Origin of the sequence: Aminobacter sp. Piv2-1, assembly GCF_037625995.1 — a bacterium.
Taxonomy (GTDB): domain Bacteria; phylum Pseudomonadota; class Alphaproteobacteria; order Rhizobiales; family Rhizobiaceae; genus Aminobacter.
Genome location: NZ_JARKMU010000007.1, coordinates 92,816 through 112,372, shown reverse-complemented (window position 1 = coordinate 112,372; position 19,557 = coordinate 92,816). Strand labels below are relative to the sequence as shown.

Genomic DNA, 19,557 nt, shown 5'->3' with positions numbered 1-19,557 from the left:
GTTCAGGCCAGACTGGCGGATCGTCCAGGCGCCGGGCCGACATAGCGGGCGCGCGGGCGGATCAGCGTCTCCGAGGTCAATTGCTCGATGGCATGCGCGACCCAGCCGGCCGAGCGGGCGATGGCGAAGAACGCCGTCTCGTGGCCGATCGGCAAGCCGAACGTCCGCACCATCACCGCCAGTGCATAGTCGATGTTGGGGTGGAGGCCGGTGGCTTCGGTGATGAGGGCAGGCGCCTCCACTGCAAGCCGCCTGTCGGCGCCGGCTTCGGCCAGCGTCGCCAGCAGGCTGTCGGCGCGCGGGTCGCCGTCGTGGTAGACGGTGTGGCCGAAGCCCGGGATGCGGTCGCCGATGGCGACGCGCTCGCGGATGTTGGCGGCGACGTCGGTCACCGCGAAATTCGCCACCATGTGGGCGGCCAATGGTCCGGCGCCGCCGTGCCTGGGGCCCTTGAGCGCCACCAGGCCCGCGATCAGCGCATCGTAGAGGTTGATCCCGGTGGAGGCGGCGCAGCGCACGGTCCAGGTCGAGGGGTTGAGCTCGTGGTCGGCGAGCAGCACCAGGGCGCGGCGAAAGACGGACTCGGCATGCGGATGGCCGGTTGCCCAGGCCGCCGCGACCTGGCGGTGGACCGGGGCGGGCGAGGGGCTGGTGCCCAGAATGCCTGCGGCCAGCAGGCGCATGGCCCGTGCGCCGACCTCGGCGCGGCCCTGGCGCGAACGGTTGAAGGCTCGGGGGTCGCTGCCGGCGGCCAGCGCCAGCATAGCGATCGCGCGGGGGATGGGCGCTTCGCCGGCCGTCGCCGCCGCGACGGTGCGCATGGTCTCGTTCACCACCGGCAGGTTGTCGGCCGCGAAGGGGTCGGCGCCGCTGATGTCCCACAGAAGCGTCGCCGCCTGTTCCAAGGTTGCGTGCTCGGACAGGGCGACGGCGTGGACGCCGCGGTAGATCGATCCTTCGCTGGTGATGGTCGAGATGGCGGAATCGAGCACCGGCGGCTCGGCTTCGCCGCCGCGTGCCGCACTGGCCGGCGTCCGCCGCGCCAGCAGCGCGCGCACGTCGTCGGCCCGGTAGCGCTTGGCGCGTGCGTCGTCGGATGGTTCCGAGCGGATCAGGCCGCGGCTGACATAGGCGTAGAGCGTGGCCGGCGACACGGCCAGTTCGCCGGCGGCCTCGCGGGCGGAAAGATAGAGCGGTTCTGCCAGATTTTTCATATTGATCAAGTTAATCAAGATTGATCAATATGAAAAGAGGCTCATCCTTGTTGCGACGCAACAGGGAGCAGACCATGACACTTCATCAAACCACCGCCGGCCTGGACGGGGTGACCGCAGCCGCGACCGCGCTTTCCCATGTGGACGGTGAGCGCGGCGAACTGATCATCGCGGGGAGCCGGGTGGCGACACTGGCCGACGAGACGGATTTCGCGGGCGTGGCCGCGCGCCTGCTTGCGGCGGCCGGGGCGGAAGTCGCCGCCGACGAACTGCGCGGGATGCTCGGCGAAGCCCGTGTCCGCGCCTATGCGCGGCTCGAGAAGATCCTGCCGGCGACGGACGGCCTGCCGCTCGGCGCCGGTTTTCGCGCCGCGGTCGCGGCCATCGACCGGGAGGAGGGGATTGCCGACGAGGTCATGCTGCTGGGCGCGATGCCGGTGCTTGCGGCCGCGCTTGCGCGCCGGGCCGAGGGGCTCGCACCCGTCGCACCCGATGCGAAGCTCAACCAGGCCGCCGACCTGCTGCGCATGTTGCGTGGCGCGCCGGGCAGTGCGGCGGAAGCCGCCGCGCTCGATGCCTATCTGGTCACGGTCAGCGACCACGGCATGAATGCCTCCACCTTCGCCGGCCGCGTCGTCGCATCGACGCAGGCGGATCTCTTCATGGCCGTCACTGCCGCCTATTGCGCGCTCTCCGGCCCGCTGCACGGCGGCGCGCCGGCGCCGGTGCTCGACATGCTGGAGGCGATCGGCAGCGCCGAGCAGATCGCGCCCTGGATCGATGCGGCGCTTGGGCGCGGCGACCGGCTGATGGGCTTCGGCCACCGCATCTACAAGGTGCGCGACCCGCGCGCCGACGTGCTGAAGCGCGCGGTGGGTACGCTGGGCTCCGAAGGGATGGATCTGGGGCTTGCCGCGGAAGTGGAGGCCTATGCCCGTGAAGCGCTCGCCCGCGCCAAGCCGGGCCGGCGGCTCGACACCAATGTCGAGTTCTACACGGCGATCCTGCTCGGCGCCCTGAAGATCCCTCGCGACGCCTTCACGCCGGTCTTCGCGGTGGGCCGCACGGCGGGCTGGGTGGCGCATGCGCTGGAACAGCAGCGCACCGGCCGGCTGCTGCGCCCGGCGTCCGTCTATGTCGGGCCGATGCCAGGCTGACCGCCGGCCCTGGGACGCTGTGACTTGATGGCGACTGCAATGGCCCGGGCATCGTCCCGGGCTATTGTCATTGGCCGTGGGGTGGCAAGCGCTCACGCGCCCAAAAGCCGCTGCAGGATCTGCTCGCATTTTCCTGCAAGTTGACCTCGCAGCCAGACTGCCTCGCTGCGGAAAAGATTCCGGTATTGCCGATTTATTGGCGGGGCCGATGCAGCCCACGCCCTTTCAGTAGAGGCCCGGAACAAGGCGCCAGGTGCGGCGGCGGTAATCTTCGTACTCCTTGCCGAAATGCCGGTGCAGCAGGCGCTCCTCGGCGGCGATCCGCGCCAGCAGCGGCGGCAGATTGAGCGCGGCGATCAGCACGCCCACGCCGGACCTGAAGACGAGCGCCCAGCCGAGCGCACCGACCAGAAGCCCGAGATAGCTCGGGTTGCGGACCACCCCGTAGATCCCGGTGGTGACCAGCTTGTGGCCAGGCTGGATGGCCACCAGCCCGCTGAAGCGGTCGCCGAGCACGAAGACCGGCCATAGCCGCAGCAGGCTGCCGCCGAGCAGGAGCACGATGCCTGTCCAGCGCACCGTGTCGCCGTCGATCGTCCAGAAATCGATGCGATCGGTGTAGGCAGGCACAAAGGCGCCGAGCAGGCCGAGCACGCCGAAGACGGCGAGCACCCAGCGATTGGAGCGGTCCTCCTCTTCGCCCGGGCTCAGGTTGCCGCCGCTGAACAGGGCGATCACGGTGAGGACCACGGTCAGCACGGCGGCCGTGGTGCGCGCCGCATTGGAGAAGAAGGCCGCAAATCCGCCCCCGCCGAGGATGGCGAGACCCAACATGACCAGCGTTCCGGCAATGGCGGCCAGAGCCAGCCTGGGCGAGGGGATCATCGCTGCCTCCATGTCATCGACGCTCGATGTTACAGCTAGGGCGCGGCGGCGCATTGTTCGACCGGAGCCAGGATCGCGGGCATCCGGCGGCCGCGCTGCGTCGTCAGAAATCGGGTGGCTTCCGCCGCGTCGTGCGTTCACCTATGGTTCCGACTGGAAAGAGGGGGAGCAAGCTGCCCATGTCGATCGAGTTCCTGCTGACCACGCTGATCATCGTCGCCTCGCCCGGAACGGGCGTCGTCTACACGCTCGCGGCCGGGCTTTCGCGCGGCGGCAGGGCGAGCGTGCTCGCAGCGTTCGCCTGCACGCTGGGCATCGTGCCGCATCTGGTCGCCGCGCTCACCGGTCTGGCGGCACTGCTGCACGCCAGCGCGCTCGCCTTCGAGATCGTCAAATATGCCGGCGTCGCCTACCTCATCTACATGGCCTGGCAGAGCCTGCGCGAGAACGGCGCGCTCATGATCGAGGCGCGCCCGGACAGCCGCAGCGCCCGCCAGGTACTGGTCGACGGCGTGCTGATCAACCTGCTCAACCCCAAGCTGTCGATCTTCTTCGTCGCCTTCCTGCCGCAGTTCATCGCGCCCGGCGAGGCCAACGTGCTGGCGCGCATGCTCGAACTTTCCGGGGTGTTCATGCTGGCGACCTTCGTCATCTTCGCCATCTACGGCCTCTGCGCGGCGGCCGTGCGCGACAAGGTGACGGGCAGCCCGCGGGTGATGGCCTGGATGCGGCGAAGCTTCGCCGCGGCTTTCGTGGCACTCGGGGCCAAGCTGGCGCTGACCGAGCGCTGAGCCGGCACCATCCTTGCCGTTGGCCCGGCAGGGGAGGATACTTCCACCGTCGGATGCATTGAGGGCGACGACCCGGATGCCCGCCCCGGCATTGTGCCGTGCTCCGTGGCGCCGGAAGGAGGTGTGCCGTGACCACTTACATCATGCTGATCAACTGGACCGACCAGGGGATGCGCGACGTCAAGGCGTCGCCGAAGCGGCTCGACGCGGCCAAGAAGCTGCTCGGCGACATGGGCGGATCGTTCAAGGCCTTCTATCTGACCATGGGAGAGTGCGACATGGTGGCGGTGGCCGAGGCGCCGGACGACGCGGTGGTGGCGCGCTTCGCGCTCATACTCGGCCAGGCGGGCAACATCCGGACCCGCACGCTGAAGGCCTTCCCCGAACTTGCCTATCGGGAAATCATCGCCTCGCTGGGCTAGAGGGGCGGAGCGGACAACAAACTCACCAACGATGCATGTCGACCCCCACTCCGGTTTGCTTCGCAAACCACCTCTCTCCCGATCGACGGGGGAGAGGAAGGATGACGGCAGGCCGGCGCCTTCCCCCGCCTCCGGGTGAGGGGTACCGAGCGAGCGTGGCGGAGAGGGGCATTGGCCAATCTCCAAGATGAGCACGTGGCCAAACCGCTCGACGGCGCGAGGGGAAGCGAATAAGGTCCCGAAATACAACGGGAAACATGACATGTCGTTCTTGAAGAGGCTGTTCGGCGGGGGTGGCGGAGCCGAAGCCCAGGCGCCTGCCGCAGCCAAGGAAATCGAGTACAAGGGCTTCGCCATCAAGGCCACGCCCTACAAGGAAGGCGGCCAGTTCCAGACCTGCGGCGTGGTTTCCAAGGAAGTCGGCGGCGTCGTCAAGGAACACAAGTTCATCCGCGCCGACCGCTTCGCCGCGCTCGACGACGCCGTCGAGGTGTCGCTGACCAAGGGGCGCCAGCTCGTCGACGAGCAGGGCGAGCGCATGTTCGGCTGAGCCTCTCAGCCCATCCTGATCGATCGATGGCCCGGCCTTCGCGCCGGGCCTCTCTGCATCAGGCGTCCAGCATCAGCCCATCGATGAGCGCCGTGACCACCTCCATCTGGTCGGCCATGGCCGAGCCGGCGTCTACGGCGAGCGCTGCCCGGTCGAAGGCTGCGGCCAGCTGACTGGTCAACGCCGCGAGGGGCAGCCTTTGCATCGCGCCAGCGCGCATTGCGATCGCCAGCCCTTCGCGGAGGGTGCGGTTGCCATGGCGGCCGTCGATCTCGTCCATGCCGGCCCGGCCGAGCACCGCCGGTCCGTCGAGCAGCAGCAGCCGCGTGCGTCCGGGCGCCCGCATCGCCTCGAGATAGGCTTGGCTGCCGGCAAGCAGCGCCTCGCGGGGGCCAAGGCCGTCGGGCGCCGCGCGCTCGATTTCCGCGGCGACGGTGGCTGCTTCGTGCTCCGCCACGGCGCGGAACAGCGCCTCCTTGTCGGCGAAGTGGTGATAGAGCGCCCCGCGCGTCACGCCGGCGGCTGCCACGATCTCGGGCGTGCCGGTTTCCGCATAGGTCTTCTCGGCGAAGAGCTTGCGCGCCGTCTCGATCAGAAGCGCCCGCATCGCCTCGCTGCGGTCGCGGTTCGTGCGCCGTTCCAGTCTCTCTTGCATACATGCAGCCTGTATGTTAATTGAATCTACATGCAGAGTGTATGTTTATTGCGAGGAGAAGGAAAGCCATGCGGACGACGAGCTATTACCCCGTGCTGATGACCGGCGACGTGGCCGGTACCGCGGCCTTCTACATCGAGCACTTCCGCTTCGAACCGCTGTTTCAGAGCGACTGGTACGTGCACCTGCGCTCGGCCGAGGACAGGCGCGTCAATCTCGGCATCGTCGACGGCGACCACGAGACCATCCCTCAGGAGGGGCGGGGACGTGCCAGCGGGCTCCTGATCAACTTCGAGGTCAAGGACGTCGATGCTGTCCACGACCGCCTCCTGGCGGCAGGTCTGCCGATCCTGCGTTCGCTGCGCGACGAGGAGTTCGGGCAGCGCCATTTCATCATCCGCGACCCCAACGGCGTGCTGATCGACGTGATCAAGCCGATCCCGCCGAGCCAGGCGTTCCTGGCGCATTACGCACCGGAGGCGGTGCCGGTGTAGCTCGACGGCCGGCCTGGCGCGGCCGGCTGCCTGGACTTTGCGGTATCGGATCACCGTCGCCAAACCGGCAACTGCGACGCCGCCGCCGAATGAGCGATCGGCCAAAATGCTGAATCGATCCAGGCTGTTGGCCGGCGCGGCTGAGAAAAAGAATCCGCGCCCGGCAGCGGCTCAACCAGCAGTACACCACCGACCAACTGATGTGGCTGACGATCATCCACCTCACCACCAACAGTCAGCGCGCGGCCAGCACGACGGATTCAATGGCGAGTTCGAGGCGTTTCATGAGACGCCCGACAATTTGCGATGGGTTTCAGGCTGGTGCCCGGATAAAACAAGGCCCGGCCGCTGGAGGGGGGATTTCGGCCGGGCCCGTGTCTCCTTGGATGGAGACTGACGGGGCAGGGAACCACGTCAGCTATGTATTTGGCATCGAAATCCAGCGATTCAATGGCGAAAGCCGGGCAATTGGCCCGATCGCGCTCGATGCGGGGTCACGGAGACCCTGTCCGGCCCGCCGGGTGGCGAGCCGGACAGGGGTGCCTCAGTTGGCGCTGGCTATGGGCGCCACCAGCGGCGTGATGCGGCGGATGGCGACGCGACGGTTGTCGCGCTCCGGTGCCTGGGTCTTCACCTTGAGGTAGCGCTCGCCGTAGCCCTGGGTCGACAGGTTCTCCGGCGGGATGCCGAAGACGTTGGTGAGCGCGTCCGCCACGGCCTCGGCGCGGCGGTCGGAAAGCGCCAGGTTGGCGACGTCCGAACCGACGGCGTCGGTGTGGCCCTCTATGAGGAAGGTCTCGGCCGGATTCTTCTTGAGCATGCGCTCCATGGCGTTGGCGACGCCCTCGAGCTTGGCGATCTCGCTCTCGGGGATCGAGGCCGAGCCGAACTCGAAGGTCAGCGTGTCGAGGTCGATGCGGCGGGCGATGTCGCGCACGCGGGCCGAGCGCTTGACCTCGTCGACCGAGTAGAGGCGCTTGACGCGCTCCACCGGCGGCTGCTCGAGGAAGTCGTAGTAAGCCTCTGGGTCGTCGACATATTCGGCCTCGAGGATGTACTCGTCACGCGGGATGTGCAGCTCCAGCGGCGGCAGGTCGAGACCCGGATCGCGCCACTCGTCCATCTCCTCGTAATAGCGGTCGTCGACATAGGTCAGCACGTATTCGCGGCCGTCTGGCGTGATGCGGGAACGCCGCACGATGTCGCCATAGCGGTTGCGGATGGTGATGATCTGGTTGCCGTTGTCGCGGATGATCACCTCGCGGGTGCGGCCGCCGGGCAACTCCTCATAGTAGACGTCCTGCGCGTTGCGGGTCAGGCGCGGCCGGTCGTTGCTCTCGACGATGATCTGGTTGTTGATCTCGACGATCAGCCGGTCGCCGATCTCGCGCACGACCTCGGTGCCTTCGGGCCGTGGGCGGCGGCGCAGGTCGATTTCGGGCGCGCGCTCGAGCCGCGTGCCCTGTTCGGCCGTCACCGGCTTGATCTCCACCGGCTGGGCTGCCTCCTGGGCCTGCCTGTCGTCGGTCGGCGGCGGGCCGAGGTCGACGGGCGCCGGCAGGGGCTGCGCCGTCTGCTCGGCGGGCTGCTCCTGCTGTGCCGGCTGCTGGCCGGGCTTGAGCTTGCGCAGCGGCTTTCCTTCCTGCGCCGGCTGCTCGCTACCGGCCTGGGCGGGCGGCGGTGCTTCCTTCTGGCTGTCGAGCAGTGGCGCCTCGTTCGGGTTCACAGGAGCTTCGCCCTGCTGGACGGGCTTCTGCTCGCCCTCGGCGGGCTTCTCGGCCTGCGCCGGAGCTTCGCCCGCGGGGGTCTCGGTGGTGGCGGGTAGGGGCGCCTTCTCGAGCGTCGCCTCGGCCGGTTTTTCAGCCTGTTCGGCAGGCGTCTGCTCCTGGGCACGCAGCTTGCGCTTCTTCGGAGGCTCCTCGCCCTGCTTTGCGGGCTCCTCCGCCTGCTTTGCCGGCTCCTCGGCCTGCTGCGGCTGGGGCTCGGCCTGGATCGCCGGCTGCTCCTGCTGCTGTTCCTCGATCTTGCGCTTCTGCTTGCGGCTGGGCTGCGGCTCCTCGGCCTGCTGCGGCTGGGGCTCGGCCTGGATCGCCGGCTGCTCCTGCTGCTGTTCCTCGATCTTGCGCTTCTGCTTGCGGCTGGGCTGCGGCTCCTCGGCCTGCTGCGGCTGAGGCTCGGCCTCCGGTGCCGCCTGCTCCTGCTGTTGCTGTTCTTCGACCTGGCGCTTCTGCTTGCGGCGCGGCTGCGGCTCCTCGGCCTGCTGCGGCTGCGGTTCGGCCTCCGGCGCCGCCTGCTGCTGCTGTTCTTCGACCTGGCGCTTCTGCTTGCGGCGCGGCTGCGGCTCCTCGGCCTGCTGCGGCTGGGGCTCGGCCTCCGGCGCCGCCTGCTCCTGCTGCTGCTGTTCCTCGGCCTGGCGCTTCTTGCGGCGCGGCTGTTCGGGGGCGGCTTCCTGGGCGCCGCGGGCGGCGCAAGCTTCCGCCGACTCGCCTTCCTGGCATTCGACCTGCACCCGAATCAGCGGCAAAGCCCTGCCGGATGCCGCGGTCTCGACCACCATGGGCATCGCGCCCAGCGGCGCGGACGCCATGAACAGGCCGATGGCCGTGCCTGCGAGAATCCGTGACTGGCGTTTCATCGTTGGAAGTCTCCTCATATCGGGTTCGTATCGGGTCCCGTCCACGCCCAAACATATGGAACCGCTTATGGTTCCGTCCGGGCCGCACTCGCATCGCTTCCCGGCATTAGCCCGACAGCAAGATGGCAATATCGTGGTTTTCCGCGCATAGCGATGGCTGCCGCCCTGCGTCGGCGCTTGACGTGGCCCGCAAGCCGCGCCAAATGCCGGGCCATGGAAGAGCCGTTCTGGAAGACGACGCCGCTGGAGGAGATGAGCCCGGCTCAATGGGAATCGCTCTGCGACGGCTGCGGCAAGTGCTGCCTGTCGAAGCTCGAGGACGAGGACACCGGCGAGATCTACTGGACCAGCGTCGGCTGCCGCCTGTTCGACGGCGCCACCTGCCGCTGCCGGGACTATGCCAACCGGCTCGAGAAGGTGTCAGATTGCGTCGGGCTGACGCCCGAGAACGTGCGCACCATCAGCTGGCTGCCGAGTACCTGTGCCTACCGGCTCGTGGCCGAGGGCCGCGACCTCTACTGGTGGCACCACCTCGTCTCGGGCAGCCGGGAGACCGTGCACGAGGCCGGCATGTCGGTGCGCGGCAGGCTGACGGCCTCGGAGGACGAACTGGCCGAGCCGGAAGATTATTTCGAGCACGTGCTCGAGGGCGAGCCATGATCGCCTTTTGGGCGAACCAGGCGCACAGAACATTCTCCAGGCTACCACCGGGCGGGCCGGGCGGAAACCTCTCTTGCAAAGGAAAAAGTAGGAAAACCAGTTAGTTACCGGATGAACCGAAGATGAACGTCAGGTTCGAGATCGGTTCAGCTTGGGCAGGGCATTGTGTGCCCATCGCTCAGGCGAAGAAGGTTTGACGGCCCCCTAAGGAGACGACCATGTTCAACAAGATCAAGACTGCCACCATTTCCGCCCTCGTCGGCCTCGGCACCCTGGCCGCCATCCCGGCCGGCGCCCAGGCGGACGGGCTCTATCTCAACCTCGGCCAGGGCGAACCGCGCGTCGGCGTCTATGTCCAGGACGGCTACCGAGATGGCTATCGCGACGACGACCGCAACGGCCGCTGGGACAATCGCGGCGAGGGCCGCTGGGACTACGGCCGCAACGACCGCCGCTGGGATCGCCGCTGCACGCCCGACCGCGCGCTCGACAAGGCCGAGCGCATGGGCATCCGCCGCGCCCGCATCGATGACGTCAACCGCCGCACCATCACCGTGCGCGGCCGCAAGTACGGCGAGCGCGTCTACGTGACCTTCGCCCGCGCCCCGAACTGCCCGGTCGTGCGCTGGTAAGGCCTTTCACGGCCTGGAGTAGCGGGAGCCCCCGTCCGGCGGACGGGTGCGGCTCCAAACAAAACCCCGGAGGCTTGGCCTCCGGGGTTTTTCATTGCACGGCATTGGGTACAGCGGCGATCGGCCGACGCAGCCGGGCGATGCCCGGCCGGCGCCCCGTCAGTTCTTCATTTCGAAGGTGACGTTGACCTGGACCTTGTAGCTGTTCTCGCCCGCCGCGACCGGAGCGGCACCGGCGGCGCTGTCGAAGCTCTTGGCCTGCATCGGCATCGGCGGGGGAGCGTAGGACTGGTCGGCGATCTCGAGCACGCGGCCGAGGCTGACGCCCGCCGCCGCGGCGAGCACCTTGGCCTTGTCGATGGCATCGGCCACCGCGCGCTTGCGCGCCTCGGCGATCACCTTGGAGGGGTTGTCGTTGGCAAAGGTGATGCCGCCGCCCTGGTTGACGCCGAGCGAGACGGACTTGTCGAGGATCTCGCCGGTCTTGGCGACGTCGCGGATGCGCACCGAAAGCGTGTTGGTGACCTGGTAGGCGACCAGCTCCGCCGTCTGCGTGCCGTCGGGCTTGTTGGTGTAGTTGTAGCGCGGCGAGATCTGGATGCCGGCCGTCTGCAGGTCGCGGTCCTCGACGCCGGCCGACTTCATGGCGGCGATGACGGCGGCCATGGCGTCGTTGTTGGCGTCGAGCGCCTCGCGCGCGGTCTTGGCCTCGCGCATCACCGACAGCGACAGCAGCGCCAGATCGGGCGCCACGGTGGCTTCGCCTTCGCCGGTGACGATGATGCGCGGCGGCGGCGTCGTCTCGGCGCGGGCGGCGGCCGCGGGAAGCGCGAGAGCACTCGCGAGAGCGAGCGCTATGTATTTGCGATTCATAATATTCTCCATCTGGATGGCCCTTCCGGCCATGCCGAATAGGGGCGGATTATGGGTGGATTGCGGCGGAGCGCAAGTGCGTGGCGAAGATGGCTTGTCTCCGCCCGAAAAAGCCACTATCCAGCGCGCGTGGGGCCTGTAGCTCAATGGTTAGAGCCGGCGGCTCATAACCGCTTGGTTGGGGGTTCGAGTCCCTCCGGGCCCACCATTGAAAATCAAGGCTTTGCTCGCCTCGTTATTCTGCACAAATCCGGGAAATGTACGCCATATGTACGGGATGAGGGGAAGCCCGCCGCCTCGTCGACGGCGGGCTGATCGTCACCGCTGATCGGGATCGGCCCAATCGCGGGCGCGCCGGCCGACCGCGCGAAGGCAGACGGCGACCTCGAGTCGCTGGCGGGCGAAGCGACGGCGCTTCATTTCCTCGATCGAGCGTTCCCGCCAGCGCCATGTCAGCGCCGGCGAGATCACGTCCGCCAGGACGCGCGTCGAGATCATCAAGGCAAAGGCCAACATGGTCCGCACTTACGCGGCCAAACCGGCGAGATCGATATCGCCGACCTTGCGAATCGTCATCAACGCCAGCGAAGCCGACGGCATTGACCAGCTTCCGCGAGCCTCGCGATCGGCAACGCCTTCCGATGCGCGGAACCAGATGTCATTGCTCTCGGGGTGGATCGGCTCCGGTTCGATGAAGACGATCCGCGGACCGTCGACATACTCGACCTCATAAAGGCCTGGTCCGCGCCAAGCCGGAATCGTGTCGATCCACATGAGCACCGATCGGGGCTGTTCGGAGGGGAGAAGTGTAACGCCGGGTGTATCGCTACCCGGAAGTGTCTCAACGCGCTCCAGCGCGTGCCCTGCGGCCGGGAAAGTGGCAAGGAATGCCGTTCCTTGAAGAACGGAACGTCGGTTCATGGTCATGGTGGTCTCGCTGGTAATGCCGGCCGTCCACAGCCGGGGAATACGCTTCCTTCCACAGAAGCTATTCCTTCACCGGGCGTCGGGCCGGCAGCCGGGGGGTGGAAACCTGCCAGCGAGACAGGTCGAACGCTTTTAAGCCCTCGCGGGCTCTGGACAGCACGTCCGCCCCCGGCCATATTCGGCCGATCGGCGCCGCGCCGCCAAGCGCGTCCGTTGACTGCCCTGATCAGGGCAAGTCGTTTTAAGCCGGGGCCTTTCCGCCAAGAGAGGCCGAGCCCGCCAAGGCTCCACCGGCCGATCGCTAGTCCGGGTTTCCACACCCACCGGGGCAGGCTACTCCAAAACACGATTCGCGCAAGCACTCCCCTCGCGGGGAGCCGCATTGCGAGTCATGATCGGTTCCCTCGAATCACTAGGAGACGATCATGTCCGACAAAGAGAGCTGCCTTCGTTTCGATGGTGCTTCCCTACAGCCGTGTGAGGCTCCCGACTGGTACGCGGCGATTATGCGTGACGCCGACGAGCATGGCGGCGACATTCCTGCCATCTACAGCCGCAACGGCGTCAACCTGCATCACCAGTTCGGGGAAGATCTGGACTCGGTCTACATCTATGACGCCGGCCGGCACGGCTACCTGATCGAGTATTGGGACGTGAACCAGTGCTTGGCCGTCATCCTGATCGACAACATCGCCGCATATCTCGAATTCCGGGCGAAGTATCTTCATGCCTGGGCATGGCTGATCGCGGAGATGGAGCGAATTGCAGACGCTGACTATCAGAAGGCCATGGAGCAGCGGCGGAAGCGCGCGTAACCGCGATGCTGCGAAATTCGATCGAGCCGATGCATGCAATCCGGCGCCAGCACCAGGCGCTTGCGATCTTGCGCGTCTTGCATCGTGATTCAGGCCAGCGGGCGAATGATCGTGTCCTGGCCGACTACCTCCAGACGATCGCGCTCGGCGGCAGCCATGAACAGGTGCGGGACGCGCTCCAGCGGCTTGCGGAACTCAACCTTGTCGTCGTCGAGCCGGTCGAAAACCTCGTCGTCGCGCGATTGACAGAGCGCGGCGAAGCCGTCGCGATCGGGAACGATTCGTGCGAAGGTGTCCTTCGCGCCTATCCGGATTGCCCCTACTGATCGAAGGAACCGCCCGATGAGCTTCGTGCACCGCTGGAGCGGCGACTATTTCGGGTGGATTTATCATGGCGACCTCTACACGAAGGACGGTCGGCACGTCGGCCGCCTGAAGGGCCGTGAGGTCTATGGGCTGAAAGGTGGCTACATCGGCGAGCTGCGCGAGCATCGCCTGATCGCGAGCAACGCCAAGGCCGATCGGCGCTGGATCGGCTTCATTCAGAACATGCGCATGGCAAGCATGGCCACGGTGAATCCGAGTGATCTTGAACCGCTCGATCTTCCGGACGGCTTCGACGATTTTCCGTCGCCCGACGCACTGTAGGCCGCCCATGGGAGACAGCTACGGAACCTCCAGCCACGCCTATCTGGCTCGCGCCAAAGCATGCCTTGTGTCGTCCGACCTTCATTCGATGTTCTATGCTGCCCTCGAATTGAGGTGCTGTGTTGAAGCCAGGCAGGACGAATATCTAGAAGCGCAAGAGAGCGGTATCGGCGTTCGCTCGCCCGGTCTTGGCAAGTTGGCAAGAAAGCCAAGGAGCTCGATCGGATTTTCTCTCAGGAGAAAATCTCCAAGATCACCCTGATTCCTGACGGTGTACCACCGCTGACAGTCTACCACATGCCGGTCAACAAGCGCCTCGTGAACGGAGCCGACAAGCTGGGCAATTATCTTCACGCCGTGAATTTCCGGCCGGTTGGTGATCCTTGGTGGACGGAATTCAGGGAACTCCTGATCGACACGTATCGAGCGGCATGGGTGACTTGTCGGGGGAGCCTCTTGTGCCCTCCCTTCCTTCACAAGGACGGCACGACGAACCTGACCATTGAGCTCGATCGAGGTCAGGAACCGCAGCTCAACTGGCAAGCCTATGGGATGCCCGGCCAGACGATCGTCGCAAAGGTCGAGTATCCAGAAGCACCGCCGACGGACTGGCAATGCGATCTATGAGCCCGGGCGTCGAATAGTGTTCACATCTCATCGCAGCGGAACGCGCTTGCGCGCGCCAGCGGCTCCAACTCGTCGGGCGCCAACGGCGGCGCATCGGCCACCTGGGCACGCCTGGCGGTGATCGAGCATTCCCGGGAGCAGTACAGCCCGACGACGCCGTTGCCGCGGCTGCGCGGCCGGAACTCATCGCCACAATGCGCGCACGGCCGCGGCTGGAGTGGAACCGGCCGGCAGGCCGGCGAGCAATACACCCTGGCTTCGGACGCGCTCGCGGCGCGGAAGATCGTGCTGCAGGTCGGGCACGTCTGTTCGGGCATTTCCTTCCGCCGCGCGAGGCCTTGGCAGTCGCGGGAGCAGAAGCGGTTTTCACCGTCTTTGACGTTGAACTTCGGCTTGAACATCGTGCCGCACTGCTCGCACGGCTTCTCCGGGCGCTTCGTCGCGGCCTGATATCGGCAGGCCTTCGAACAGAACTTCTCGTTCATGTGGCTGGGATGGAAGCTGCCGCCGCAGTGCTCGCAGGCCTTGGCCGGCCGGCGTGTCGTCTCGGAGAACGACACCGACATGCAGGCCCGGCCGCAGAACTTCGCGCTGGCATAGCGAGGCCGGAACATCGTGCCGCACTGGAGGCAGGCGCGATCGTCGTGACGCCTCGTCGCCTCGCTCCGGACGGCATTGGCGCACTCGTCGGAGCAGTAGGTTCGATCCTTGTAGCTGCCCTGCCGGAATCGCTTGCCGCAGCGCTCGCAATCCCGCTCGCCGATCGCCTTCTTCGCTCGATCGGCAGCACAGGCGGCGAGGTATTCGGCGCGCGAGCGTTCGAAGCCGTATCGGCTGTTCATCTTGGAGTGGTAGGAATTCAGGCACTCGTCGGAGCAGTATTTCCGCGGCCGCCCGTTCTCTCCGATCGACACCGGCCGGTGGCAATGGAGGCAGTGCATGCGCTCGACGGTCTCGTCGGCATATTCGAGCTGGCCTTGCTGCCATGTCGGTCGCATGACGCCGACCTGGTTGAGCGCTGCGGCGACGATGGCCGCGGCGTTGAAATCGGCATCCGTCCAGCTCCAGCCCTGAAGGCATAGCGAACTGCGAAGGCCGTGACGGCAGGCGCCCTCGTGAGCGAAAAGGGTCGGATATCCCGCCTTCAGGATCGCGGCTGTCCGATCGACGAGCGCCCTGAAGCGCTGGCGGTTCAACGGGCGGGGAGGATTGGCCTTCACCTTCGCGGCCTGGAGACGCTGCCGGCGCGCGTTCTCATCTGCTTGCGCTTGTGCGGTGCGGAGCAGGATCAGCGTGTAGGGCGTCCGTGCCAGCATCAGAACGCGCCCATTTCATCCGACCAGGTGTCGGAGTCGTAGGGCGATCTGCCTTCGCCGGCGTTGGCGCCGCCGATCGCCATGATCAGCGCATCGATGCCGTCGATCTTCTTCGGCGAATCCTTGTGCTCCTTCTTCGGCAGGATCGTTCCATTCACCCGGCGATCGACGACGCAATTCGAGGCCATCCATGTCAGCACCGGGTTGCCGTCGAACCGAAACTTGCCGATCTCGACCAGCGCCTCCAGGAGCTTCGCGGGTTCGGAATAGGTGTCCGGCTTCTTGTGGATGATCTCGACGGGCAAGCCGTCGCCGACCAGGTTCGCCGCGATCTGCGCGGAGCCGTAGTGCTCGATCCGGACCTTCTCGACCTGGAACCGCTCGCACAGCGATCGGATCTCCTGCTCAATCGCGTTGTGGTCGATGAAGTCGCCTTCCGTCGTGGTGATGAAGCCTTCGGCCGCCCACACCCGGTAATGCGTCGTGGTGCGGTGCGCGCAGGTCTCGACCAGCAGCTCCGGCAGGAAGAAGCGCGAGAACGCATGCAGCAGGCCGTCGCGGTCGAACACGATGACGAGCGCGGCGACGTCGTTGGTGTCGGCGAGGTCGACGCCGATCCAGGCGCTTTCCATGGCGAAGTCGTCGATCGAGAGATCGGGATCGCCGCAGGCCTTCCACTGGACCATCGGCAACCAGGCCGAATGCGCGTTCTGCCAGAGGTTCAGGCGCTTCGTGTTGAACTCGCCGGCGCTCGCCGGCGAATTGCGCGCCTGCCGCGCGTAGGAGCGCAGCTTGTCGATGTCGACGGAGACGCCAAGGTTTGGGTTGGCCTTGATCCATACCCGCTCGTCGAAAGGATCGTCGCCCTCGTCGAGCGTGTAGATCGCGCCGAAATAGGTGTCGTCGTCGATCACGCCTTCGAGGATTTTGCAGACGTAGGACCGCTGCTCGAAGCAGACGCCCTGCGAATTGTAGCCGGCCGTCGTGATGTACCAGCCGAGCGGATTCTTTCGGGCGCCGGTGGCCGACCGCAGCACGTCGAACAGCGATCGATCCTTATGCGCGTGCAGCTCGTCGATGATGGTGAGGTGCGGGTTGAGGCCGTCCTGCGTCGAGCTCTTGGCGTTGATCGGCTGGATCGAGCCGTTGTTGCCGCCGCAGACGACGGCGTTTGCCATGATCTGCAAGCCGAAAGCCTCGCACAGGTCCGGCGTCGCCGCGGCCATCTTGGATGCGACCTCGAACACGATGCGCGCCTGGCTGCCGCTGGTTGCCGCCGTCTTTACCTGCGGGCCGACCTCGCCCTCACAGGTCAGGCAGTAGAGCGCGACACCGCTGGTCAGTGCCGATTTCGCGTTCTTGCGGGCGACTTCGGTATAGGCCTGCTCGAAACGCCGGCCGCCGTCGCTCTTGCGCCGCCAGCCGAACACGGTGACCAGAAGCCATATCTGCCACGGCTCCAGCGTGATCGTCGGCGTCGACCATCGGCCCTCGACGTGCGGCAGCTTTTCGATGAAGTCGCAGACGTTGCCGCCTTCCCAGGCGTCGAAGCGGTACGGCCACGCCGGATCGGTGGCGGCGCGCTCCAGGTCCTGGAGGTGACGCCGGCAAGCGAGCTTGACCCACTTGCCGGACAGAACGCGACCGTCGCGCACGTCCTCGCAATAGCGTCGGGCGATGCCGGCAAAGTCACGCATCGGCGCCACCGTCGCCGGCGGGCGGCTTCTGCATGTTGGCGGCGAAGCGTCCGCCCTTTCCGGGCTGTTTCGCCGGCGACACCTGGCTCGCCGGCGTGTCGTAGAATTCCGCGGCGAGGATGCGGAAGGCGTTCACCTGGGCGACGGGCGGCGTGATCCGCTTCCGGTATTGCTCGATCAGCGCCGCCTCGAGCGCGCAGTATTGCGCCAGCGCGGACTCGCATCCGGCGACCGACTGCCCGCGCGCCTGATAGGTCGCGACTTTCTCGGTCCACAGCTTGGCGGCGCGGCCCCTCAACCAGGTCGGCTTGACGGCCGCGCCGTCGATCGGCGCGACGACGGGCTCACGCCGGCGGCATGGCTGATCGGTTCCGGCGACCACCTTCAGCCCGGGATTTTTGCCCTTCGGTCCCGGCCTAGCCATTGCGATTTCCAGAATCCGCAATGTGCACGGCCAGAATTTCGACCCCCGAACGGTCCCGGCCCCCAGCCCCGAAATTGCGCTCCACCCCCGGGGTCTGCATCGTTTGCGATACTGGAGGACACACGATGTATCGGAACGAACTGCAAAAGATCGCCGCCGACGCGAAGGCGCAATTGGAAGCGATCAAGGCCGCAGATACGCCAGAAAATGAGAAACGCCTTGTTTCTCTGCTCGCGTCCCGGGGCGTAAAGATCACCAAGCTACGTCGCAAGAACCCGGCTCGGTATCGGGCGACGTTGAAGAACGGCAGCATGGAGCCGGTGACATTGCACGATCTGGAAGGCCTTTTGGCCAAGCTCTCTACCAACACCTAGCCTCTCGCTTGTCCCGGGCGGTGTCGACCGCGTTGCAGCGCGCGCAGCCCGGGCGCCAGTTCGATCGAACCATGCGGAGATCGGGACGCTTGCGTATCGAGATCACATGCCGAACGAGGGTCGCGGGCTGACCGCAGGCGCACCGCTCGTTGCCAGGCAGGGCAAGGAAGGCCTTGGCCTCGCGCTCCCAATCTGAGCTGTAGCCACGCTGCCGTGCGGTCGGTCGATCACGGTCCTTCGCCTTCTGGCACGGACAGGGCTGGCCGACGGGGACATGACGGCCGCAGGAGCAGACGCGGGGCGGACGCATCGGCATCGCATCACCCCAACACGCTGAGCTCGATCCGGATGCATTCACCGGCGTCGAAGATGGGAGCGACACGTTCGATGGCCTTCACGGCACCGCGGAGGATCACCTGATCGCTCGTCGTTGGGATGCGCGGATCTGCTGGATCGATCAGACTGCCAGTGGCGGTCGGTGTACGGCCGCCGGGCCACTGCGCGCGATTGATATGGGTTGGGCTGATGATCAGGAAAAAATGCTGTTGGTTCACCAGCCCTATGAGCTGCTCGACGGTGAGCGCGCGCACGATCGCCGGCACCGTGGCATCGACGAACGATCCGGTGCTGCCGGCCTGGGTGCGCTTGCGAAGGACGATATCCTCGCCGCGTGCCTCCAGCCTGCGATCGAGCTGCGCGAGGAAGCGGTTCACCGGGTGCTCACCTTCACGCTCATGGTAGTGTTGGCGTATGTTCCAGTGCTCGTCAGCTTCACCCGCATCGCCGATCCGAGAACGCCATCCTGGACCGTGTTGTCGGCCATGGCGCCGTCGCTGGGCGTTATCGCCGTGGTGGCGGGCGTCAGGCCGGACAGGTTCACGACCTTGACGCCACTGGACGTCGTGAAGGCGAAGCAGGCGATATCGATCCAGGTGGCGCCGTCGTCGAGGGTAACCTGAACCCATGCCCTGATGCTAGTACCGCCCGAACCGTAGGACAGCTTGGCCTCGATCGTGGCGGCGAGGATGCCTTCAAGGTTCTTGATCGGCGTCTGCGCGACGGCGTTGAGCGCCGTGGTGACGGCGAGATCGCAAAGACTGTAGTCGCCCGGATTGAGCATGGCGGTTCATCCAATCATCAGCTTGCGGTGAGGGATCAGGAGGTTTTCGACCTCGGGCGGCAGGCGCGAGACGGTGCCGCTGAAATAGTCCGTCGAACCGGCGCCCTCGACGGCTTCGCTTCGGATCAGCGGATCGCGGTTGCGGGCGAACCAGGCGCTCTTGATCAGCGCGATCGCGGCGCGCTCGATATCGTGCGGCAGTGTCCGGCCCGATTGGTTCGGCAGCACATAGCCGGCCTTATAGGTCAGGGTCAGGCATCCGGCCGGCCAGTCGACGGGATTGCCGTCGCCGTCGAGCCGGAAGAGCAGCCCCTTGTCCTCGTCGAGTTCGGTGGCCGCCACGTCGACGACGACACCGCTCCTGGTGACGGAAACCAGCTCGGTCACCGGCCAGCGATCGGGCAGGATCGATGTCGACGCAGCGTCGAGCTCGACCCGTTCGCGGACGGTTTCGAGGCCGAAGGTGCGGCCGCACCATGTCCGGATCGCATCGCTGGCCTGGTTGATCAGGGTGACGAGATAGGCGTCGTTCGCCGCATTCGTCACCTGCAGCTCGGCCTTCACGGCCGCCGGCGTCGTCAGGCGATGGTCGGTAGCCTTCTCTATGACGGTGACCGCCATGGCGCACGCTCCCTCGGGGA

Annotated in this window: 25 protein-coding genes and 1 tRNA gene; 13 read left to right on the top strand and 13 right to left on the bottom strand. The window is 66.5% G+C overall.

Translation table 11 applies throughout. The annotated features are described in order from the left end of the window. Positions 1–2 precede the first annotated feature (2 nt). Positions 3–1,214, bottom strand: a complete 1,212-nt coding sequence (locus tag AmiPiv_RS14570) for a citrate synthase family protein (RefSeq protein WP_340038199.1) — start codon at positions 1,212–1,214, stop codon at positions 3–5. A 74-nt stretch (positions 1,215–1,288) separates the two neighbouring features. On the opposite strand from AmiPiv_RS14570, the gene AmiPiv_RS14565 reads away from it, so the two are divergent. Further along, on the top strand, positions 1,289–2,371 hold the full coding sequence (locus AmiPiv_RS14565; RefSeq protein WP_340038198.1) for a citrate synthase: 1,083 nt from the start codon (positions 1,289–1,291) through the stop codon (positions 2,369–2,371). A gap of 225 nt (positions 2,372–2,596) precedes the next feature. Here the strand turns inward: AmiPiv_RS14565 and AmiPiv_RS14560 are convergent, their stop codons facing one another. Then, positions 2,597–3,256, bottom strand: a complete 660-nt coding sequence (locus AmiPiv_RS14560) for a methyltransferase family protein (protein ID WP_340038197.1) — start codon at positions 3,254–3,256, stop codon at positions 2,597–2,599. 179 nt (positions 3,257–3,435) lie between these two features. On the opposite strand from AmiPiv_RS14560, the gene AmiPiv_RS14555 reads away from it, so the two are divergent. The 3 genes from AmiPiv_RS14555 to AmiPiv_RS14545 all read left to right on the top strand — a co-directional run bounded on the left by AmiPiv_RS14555 (position 3,436) and on the right by AmiPiv_RS14545 (position 5,019). Then, positions 3,436–4,047, top strand: coding sequence for a LysE family translocator (locus tag AmiPiv_RS14555; RefSeq protein WP_340038196.1), 612 nt, complete (start codon positions 3,436–3,438; stop codon positions 4,045–4,047). Positions 4,048–4,175: 128 nt separating this feature from the next. Then, positions 4,176–4,469, top strand: a complete 294-nt coding sequence (locus tag AmiPiv_RS14550; protein ID WP_340038195.1) for a GYD domain-containing protein — start codon at positions 4,176–4,178, stop codon at positions 4,467–4,469. A gap of 262 nt (positions 4,470–4,731) precedes the next feature. Then, positions 4,732–5,019 (top strand): HlyU family transcriptional regulator, encoded by a 288-nt coding sequence (locus tag AmiPiv_RS14545; RefSeq protein WP_340038194.1) that lies wholly within the window; start codon positions 4,732–4,734, stop codon positions 5,017–5,019. 58 nt (positions 5,020–5,077) lie between these two features. Here the strand turns inward: AmiPiv_RS14545 and AmiPiv_RS14540 are convergent, their stop codons facing one another. Continuing rightward, on the bottom strand, positions 5,078–5,674 hold the full coding sequence (locus AmiPiv_RS14540) for a TetR/AcrR family transcriptional regulator (RefSeq protein WP_340038193.1): 597 nt from the start codon (positions 5,672–5,674) through the stop codon (positions 5,078–5,080). Between the two features lie 68 nt (positions 5,675–5,742). On the opposite strand from AmiPiv_RS14540, the gene AmiPiv_RS14535 reads away from it, so the two are divergent. Continuing rightward, positions 5,743–6,168 carry a VOC family protein gene (locus AmiPiv_RS14535; protein WP_340038192.1) on the top strand — a complete coding sequence of 142 codons (426 nt, stop codon included), beginning with the start codon at positions 5,743–5,745 and terminating at the stop codon, positions 6,166–6,168. A 544-nt stretch (positions 6,169–6,712) separates the two neighbouring features. Here the strand turns inward: AmiPiv_RS14535 and AmiPiv_RS14530 are convergent. Beyond that, entirely contained in the window at positions 6,713–8,803 is a 2,091-nt protein-coding gene (locus AmiPiv_RS14530) for an OmpA family protein (RefSeq protein ID WP_340038191.1), read from the bottom strand. 213 nt (positions 8,804–9,016) lie between these two features. Here AmiPiv_RS14530 and AmiPiv_RS14525 point away from each other — a divergent pair, with 213 nt between their 5' ends. Continuing rightward, positions 9,017–9,463, top strand: a complete 447-nt coding sequence (locus AmiPiv_RS14525; protein ID WP_340038190.1) for a YcgN family cysteine cluster protein — start codon at positions 9,017–9,019, stop codon at positions 9,461–9,463. Between the two features lie 218 nt (positions 9,464–9,681). Then, positions 9,682–10,095, top strand: coding sequence for a hypothetical protein (locus tag AmiPiv_RS14520; RefSeq protein ID WP_340038189.1), 414 nt, complete (start codon positions 9,682–9,684; stop codon positions 10,093–10,095). Between the two features lie 159 nt (positions 10,096–10,254). On the opposite strand, the gene AmiPiv_RS14515 is transcribed toward AmiPiv_RS14520, so the two are convergent. Beyond that, on the bottom strand, positions 10,255–10,968 hold the full coding sequence (locus AmiPiv_RS14515; protein ID WP_340038188.1) for an SIMPL domain-containing protein: 714 nt from the start codon (positions 10,966–10,968) through the stop codon (positions 10,255–10,257). A gap of 132 nt (positions 10,969–11,100) precedes the next feature. On the opposite strand from AmiPiv_RS14515, the gene AmiPiv_RS14510 reads away from it, so the two are divergent. Next, positions 11,101–11,176 (top strand) — tRNA-Ile (locus AmiPiv_RS14510). A gap of 110 nt (positions 11,177–11,286) precedes the next feature. Here AmiPiv_RS14510 and AmiPiv_RS14505 read toward each other — a convergent pair. Beyond that, a complete protein-coding gene (locus AmiPiv_RS14505) occupies positions 11,287–11,484 on the bottom strand; it encodes a hypothetical protein (protein WP_340038187.1) in 198 nt (65 codons plus the stop codon). A gap of 9 nt (positions 11,485–11,493) precedes the next feature. Next, positions 11,494–11,895 (bottom strand): hypothetical protein, encoded by a 402-nt coding sequence (locus AmiPiv_RS14500; protein ID WP_340038186.1) that lies wholly within the window; start codon positions 11,893–11,895, stop codon positions 11,494–11,496. Positions 11,896–12,320: 425 nt separating this feature from the next. On the opposite strand from AmiPiv_RS14500, the gene AmiPiv_RS14495 reads away from it, so the two are divergent. The 4 genes from AmiPiv_RS14495 (at position 12,321) to AmiPiv_RS14480 (ending at position 13,985) form a co-directional block, all read left to right on the top strand. After that, the gene (locus AmiPiv_RS14495; protein WP_340038185.1) at positions 12,321–12,710 is read left to right on the top strand and encodes a hypothetical protein; all 390 of its coding nucleotides are present in this window, start codon (positions 12,321–12,323) and stop codon (positions 12,708–12,710) included. A gap of 5 nt (positions 12,711–12,715) precedes the next feature. Then, on the top strand, positions 12,716–13,036 hold the full coding sequence (locus AmiPiv_RS14490) for a VpaChn25_0724 family phage protein (RefSeq protein WP_340038184.1): 321 nt from the start codon (positions 12,716–12,718) through the stop codon (positions 13,034–13,036). 16 nt (positions 13,037–13,052) lie between these two features. Beyond that, positions 13,053–13,358, top strand: coding sequence for a hypothetical protein (locus AmiPiv_RS14485; protein WP_340038183.1), 306 nt, complete (start codon positions 13,053–13,055; stop codon positions 13,356–13,358). Between the two features lie 297 nt (positions 13,359–13,655). Continuing rightward, positions 13,656–13,985: a hypothetical protein gene (locus AmiPiv_RS14480; RefSeq protein WP_340038182.1), complete on the top strand. Its 330-nt coding sequence runs from the start codon at positions 13,656–13,658 to the stop codon at positions 13,983–13,985. A gap of 20 nt (positions 13,986–14,005) precedes the next feature. Here AmiPiv_RS14480 and AmiPiv_RS14475 read toward each other — a convergent pair whose 3' ends face one another. From AmiPiv_RS14475 to AmiPiv_RS14465, 3 genes are read right to left on the bottom strand one after another with little or no spacing between them, the layout of a single operon-like run. Then, complete coding sequence (locus tag AmiPiv_RS14475) at positions 14,006–15,301, bottom strand: hypothetical protein (RefSeq protein ID WP_340038181.1); 1,296 nt, start codon at positions 15,299–15,301, stop codon at positions 14,006–14,008. Continuing rightward, positions 15,301–16,998, bottom strand: a complete 1,698-nt coding sequence (locus AmiPiv_RS14470; RefSeq protein WP_340038180.1) for a terminase large subunit — start codon at positions 16,996–16,998, stop codon at positions 15,301–15,303. Before AmiPiv_RS14470 ends, AmiPiv_RS14475 begins: the two co-directional genes overlap by 1 nt. Then, positions 16,991–17,422: a hypothetical protein gene (locus AmiPiv_RS14465; protein WP_340038179.1), complete on the bottom strand. Its 432-nt coding sequence runs from the start codon at positions 17,420–17,422 to the stop codon at positions 16,991–16,993. The genes AmiPiv_RS14470 and AmiPiv_RS14465 overlap by 8 nt, the downstream gene beginning before the upstream one ends. A 125-nt stretch (positions 17,423–17,547) precedes the next feature. On the opposite strand from AmiPiv_RS14465, the gene AmiPiv_RS14460 reads away from it, so the two are divergent. After that, positions 17,548–17,796: a hypothetical protein gene (locus AmiPiv_RS14460; protein ID WP_340038178.1), complete on the top strand. Its 249-nt coding sequence runs from the start codon at positions 17,548–17,550 to the stop codon at positions 17,794–17,796. A gap of 320 nt (positions 17,797–18,116) precedes the next feature. On the opposite strand, the gene AmiPiv_RS14455 is transcribed toward AmiPiv_RS14460, so the two are convergent. The 3 genes from AmiPiv_RS14455 to AmiPiv_RS14445 are packed head-to-tail and all read right to left on the bottom strand — an operon-like array spanning position 18,117 to position 19,537. Beyond that, complete coding sequence (locus AmiPiv_RS14455; RefSeq protein ID WP_340038177.1) at positions 18,117–18,509, bottom strand: hypothetical protein; 393 nt, start codon at positions 18,507–18,509, stop codon at positions 18,117–18,119. Continuing rightward, entirely contained in the window at positions 18,506–18,916 is a 411-nt protein-coding gene (locus AmiPiv_RS14450) for a hypothetical protein (protein ID WP_340038176.1), read from the bottom strand. The genes AmiPiv_RS14455 and AmiPiv_RS14450 overlap by 4 nt, the downstream gene beginning before the upstream one ends. Positions 18,917–18,922: 6 nt before the next feature. After that, on the bottom strand, positions 18,923–19,537 hold the full coding sequence (locus AmiPiv_RS14445; protein WP_340038175.1) for a hypothetical protein: 615 nt from the start codon (positions 19,535–19,537) through the stop codon (positions 18,923–18,925). Between the last annotated feature and the right edge of the window lie 20 nt (positions 19,538–19,557).

Coding starts and splice junctions, on each gene's coding strand:
- AmiPiv_RS14565 (WP_340038198.1), top strand. CDS start 1,289: ATGACACTTCATCAAACCACCGCCGGCCTGGACGGGGTGACCGCAGCC.
- AmiPiv_RS14450 (WP_340038176.1), bottom strand. CDS start 18,916: ATGCTCAATCCGGGCGACTACAGTCTTTGCGATCTCGCCGTCACCACG.
- AmiPiv_RS14570 (WP_340038199.1), bottom strand. CDS start 1,214: ATGAAAAATCTGGCAGAACCGCTCTATCTTTCCGCCCGCGAGGCCGCC.
- AmiPiv_RS14505 (WP_340038187.1), bottom strand. CDS start 11,484: ATGTTGGCCTTTGCCTTGATGATCTCGACGCGCGTCCTGGCGGACGTG.
- AmiPiv_RS14500 (WP_340038186.1), bottom strand. CDS start 11,895: ATGACCATGAACCGACGTTCCGTTCTTCAAGGAACGGCATTCCTTGCC.
- AmiPiv_RS14465 (WP_340038179.1), bottom strand. CDS start 17,422: ATGGCTAGGCCGGGACCGAAGGGCAAAAATCCCGGGCTGAAGGTGGTC.
- AmiPiv_RS14460 (WP_340038178.1), top strand. CDS start 17,548: ATGTATCGGAACGAACTGCAAAAGATCGCCGCCGACGCGAAGGCGCAA.
- AmiPiv_RS14495 (WP_340038185.1), top strand. CDS start 12,321: ATGTCCGACAAAGAGAGCTGCCTTCGTTTCGATGGTGCTTCCCTACAG.
- AmiPiv_RS14525 (WP_340038190.1), top strand. CDS start 9,017: ATGGAAGAGCCGTTCTGGAAGACGACGCCGCTGGAGGAGATGAGCCCG.
- AmiPiv_RS14530 (WP_340038191.1), bottom strand. CDS start 8,803: ATGAAACGCCAGTCACGGATTCTCGCAGGCACGGCCATCGGCCTGTTC.
- AmiPiv_RS14535 (WP_340038192.1), top strand. CDS start 5,743: ATGCGGACGACGAGCTATTACCCCGTGCTGATGACCGGCGACGTGGCC.
- AmiPiv_RS14560 (WP_340038197.1), bottom strand. CDS start 3,256: ATGATCCCCTCGCCCAGGCTGGCTCTGGCCGCCATTGCCGGAACGCTG.
- AmiPiv_RS14555 (WP_340038196.1), top strand. CDS start 3,436: ATGTCGATCGAGTTCCTGCTGACCACGCTGATCATCGTCGCCTCGCCC.
- AmiPiv_RS14540 (WP_340038193.1), bottom strand. CDS start 5,674: ATGCAAGAGAGACTGGAACGGCGCACGAACCGCGACCGCAGCGAGGCG.
- AmiPiv_RS14475 (WP_340038181.1), bottom strand. CDS start 15,301: ATGCTGGCACGGACGCCCTACACGCTGATCCTGCTCCGCACCGCACAA.
- AmiPiv_RS14515 (WP_340038188.1), bottom strand. CDS start 10,968: ATGAATCGCAAATACATAGCGCTCGCTCTCGCGAGTGCTCTCGCGCTT.
- AmiPiv_RS14480 (WP_340038182.1), top strand. CDS start 13,656: ATGCCGGTCAACAAGCGCCTCGTGAACGGAGCCGACAAGCTGGGCAAT.
- AmiPiv_RS14520 (WP_340038189.1), top strand. CDS start 9,682: ATGTTCAACAAGATCAAGACTGCCACCATTTCCGCCCTCGTCGGCCTC.
- AmiPiv_RS14485 (WP_340038183.1), top strand. CDS start 13,053: ATGAGCTTCGTGCACCGCTGGAGCGGCGACTATTTCGGGTGGATTTAT.
- AmiPiv_RS14445 (WP_340038175.1), bottom strand. CDS start 19,537: ATGGCGGTCACCGTCATAGAGAAGGCTACCGACCATCGCCTGACGACG.
- AmiPiv_RS14545 (WP_340038194.1), top strand. CDS start 4,732: ATGTCGTTCTTGAAGAGGCTGTTCGGCGGGGGTGGCGGAGCCGAAGCC.
- AmiPiv_RS14470 (WP_340038180.1), bottom strand. CDS start 16,998: ATGCGTGACTTTGCCGGCATCGCCCGACGCTATTGCGAGGACGTGCGC.
- AmiPiv_RS14490 (WP_340038184.1), top strand. CDS start 12,716: ATGCTGCGAAATTCGATCGAGCCGATGCATGCAATCCGGCGCCAGCAC.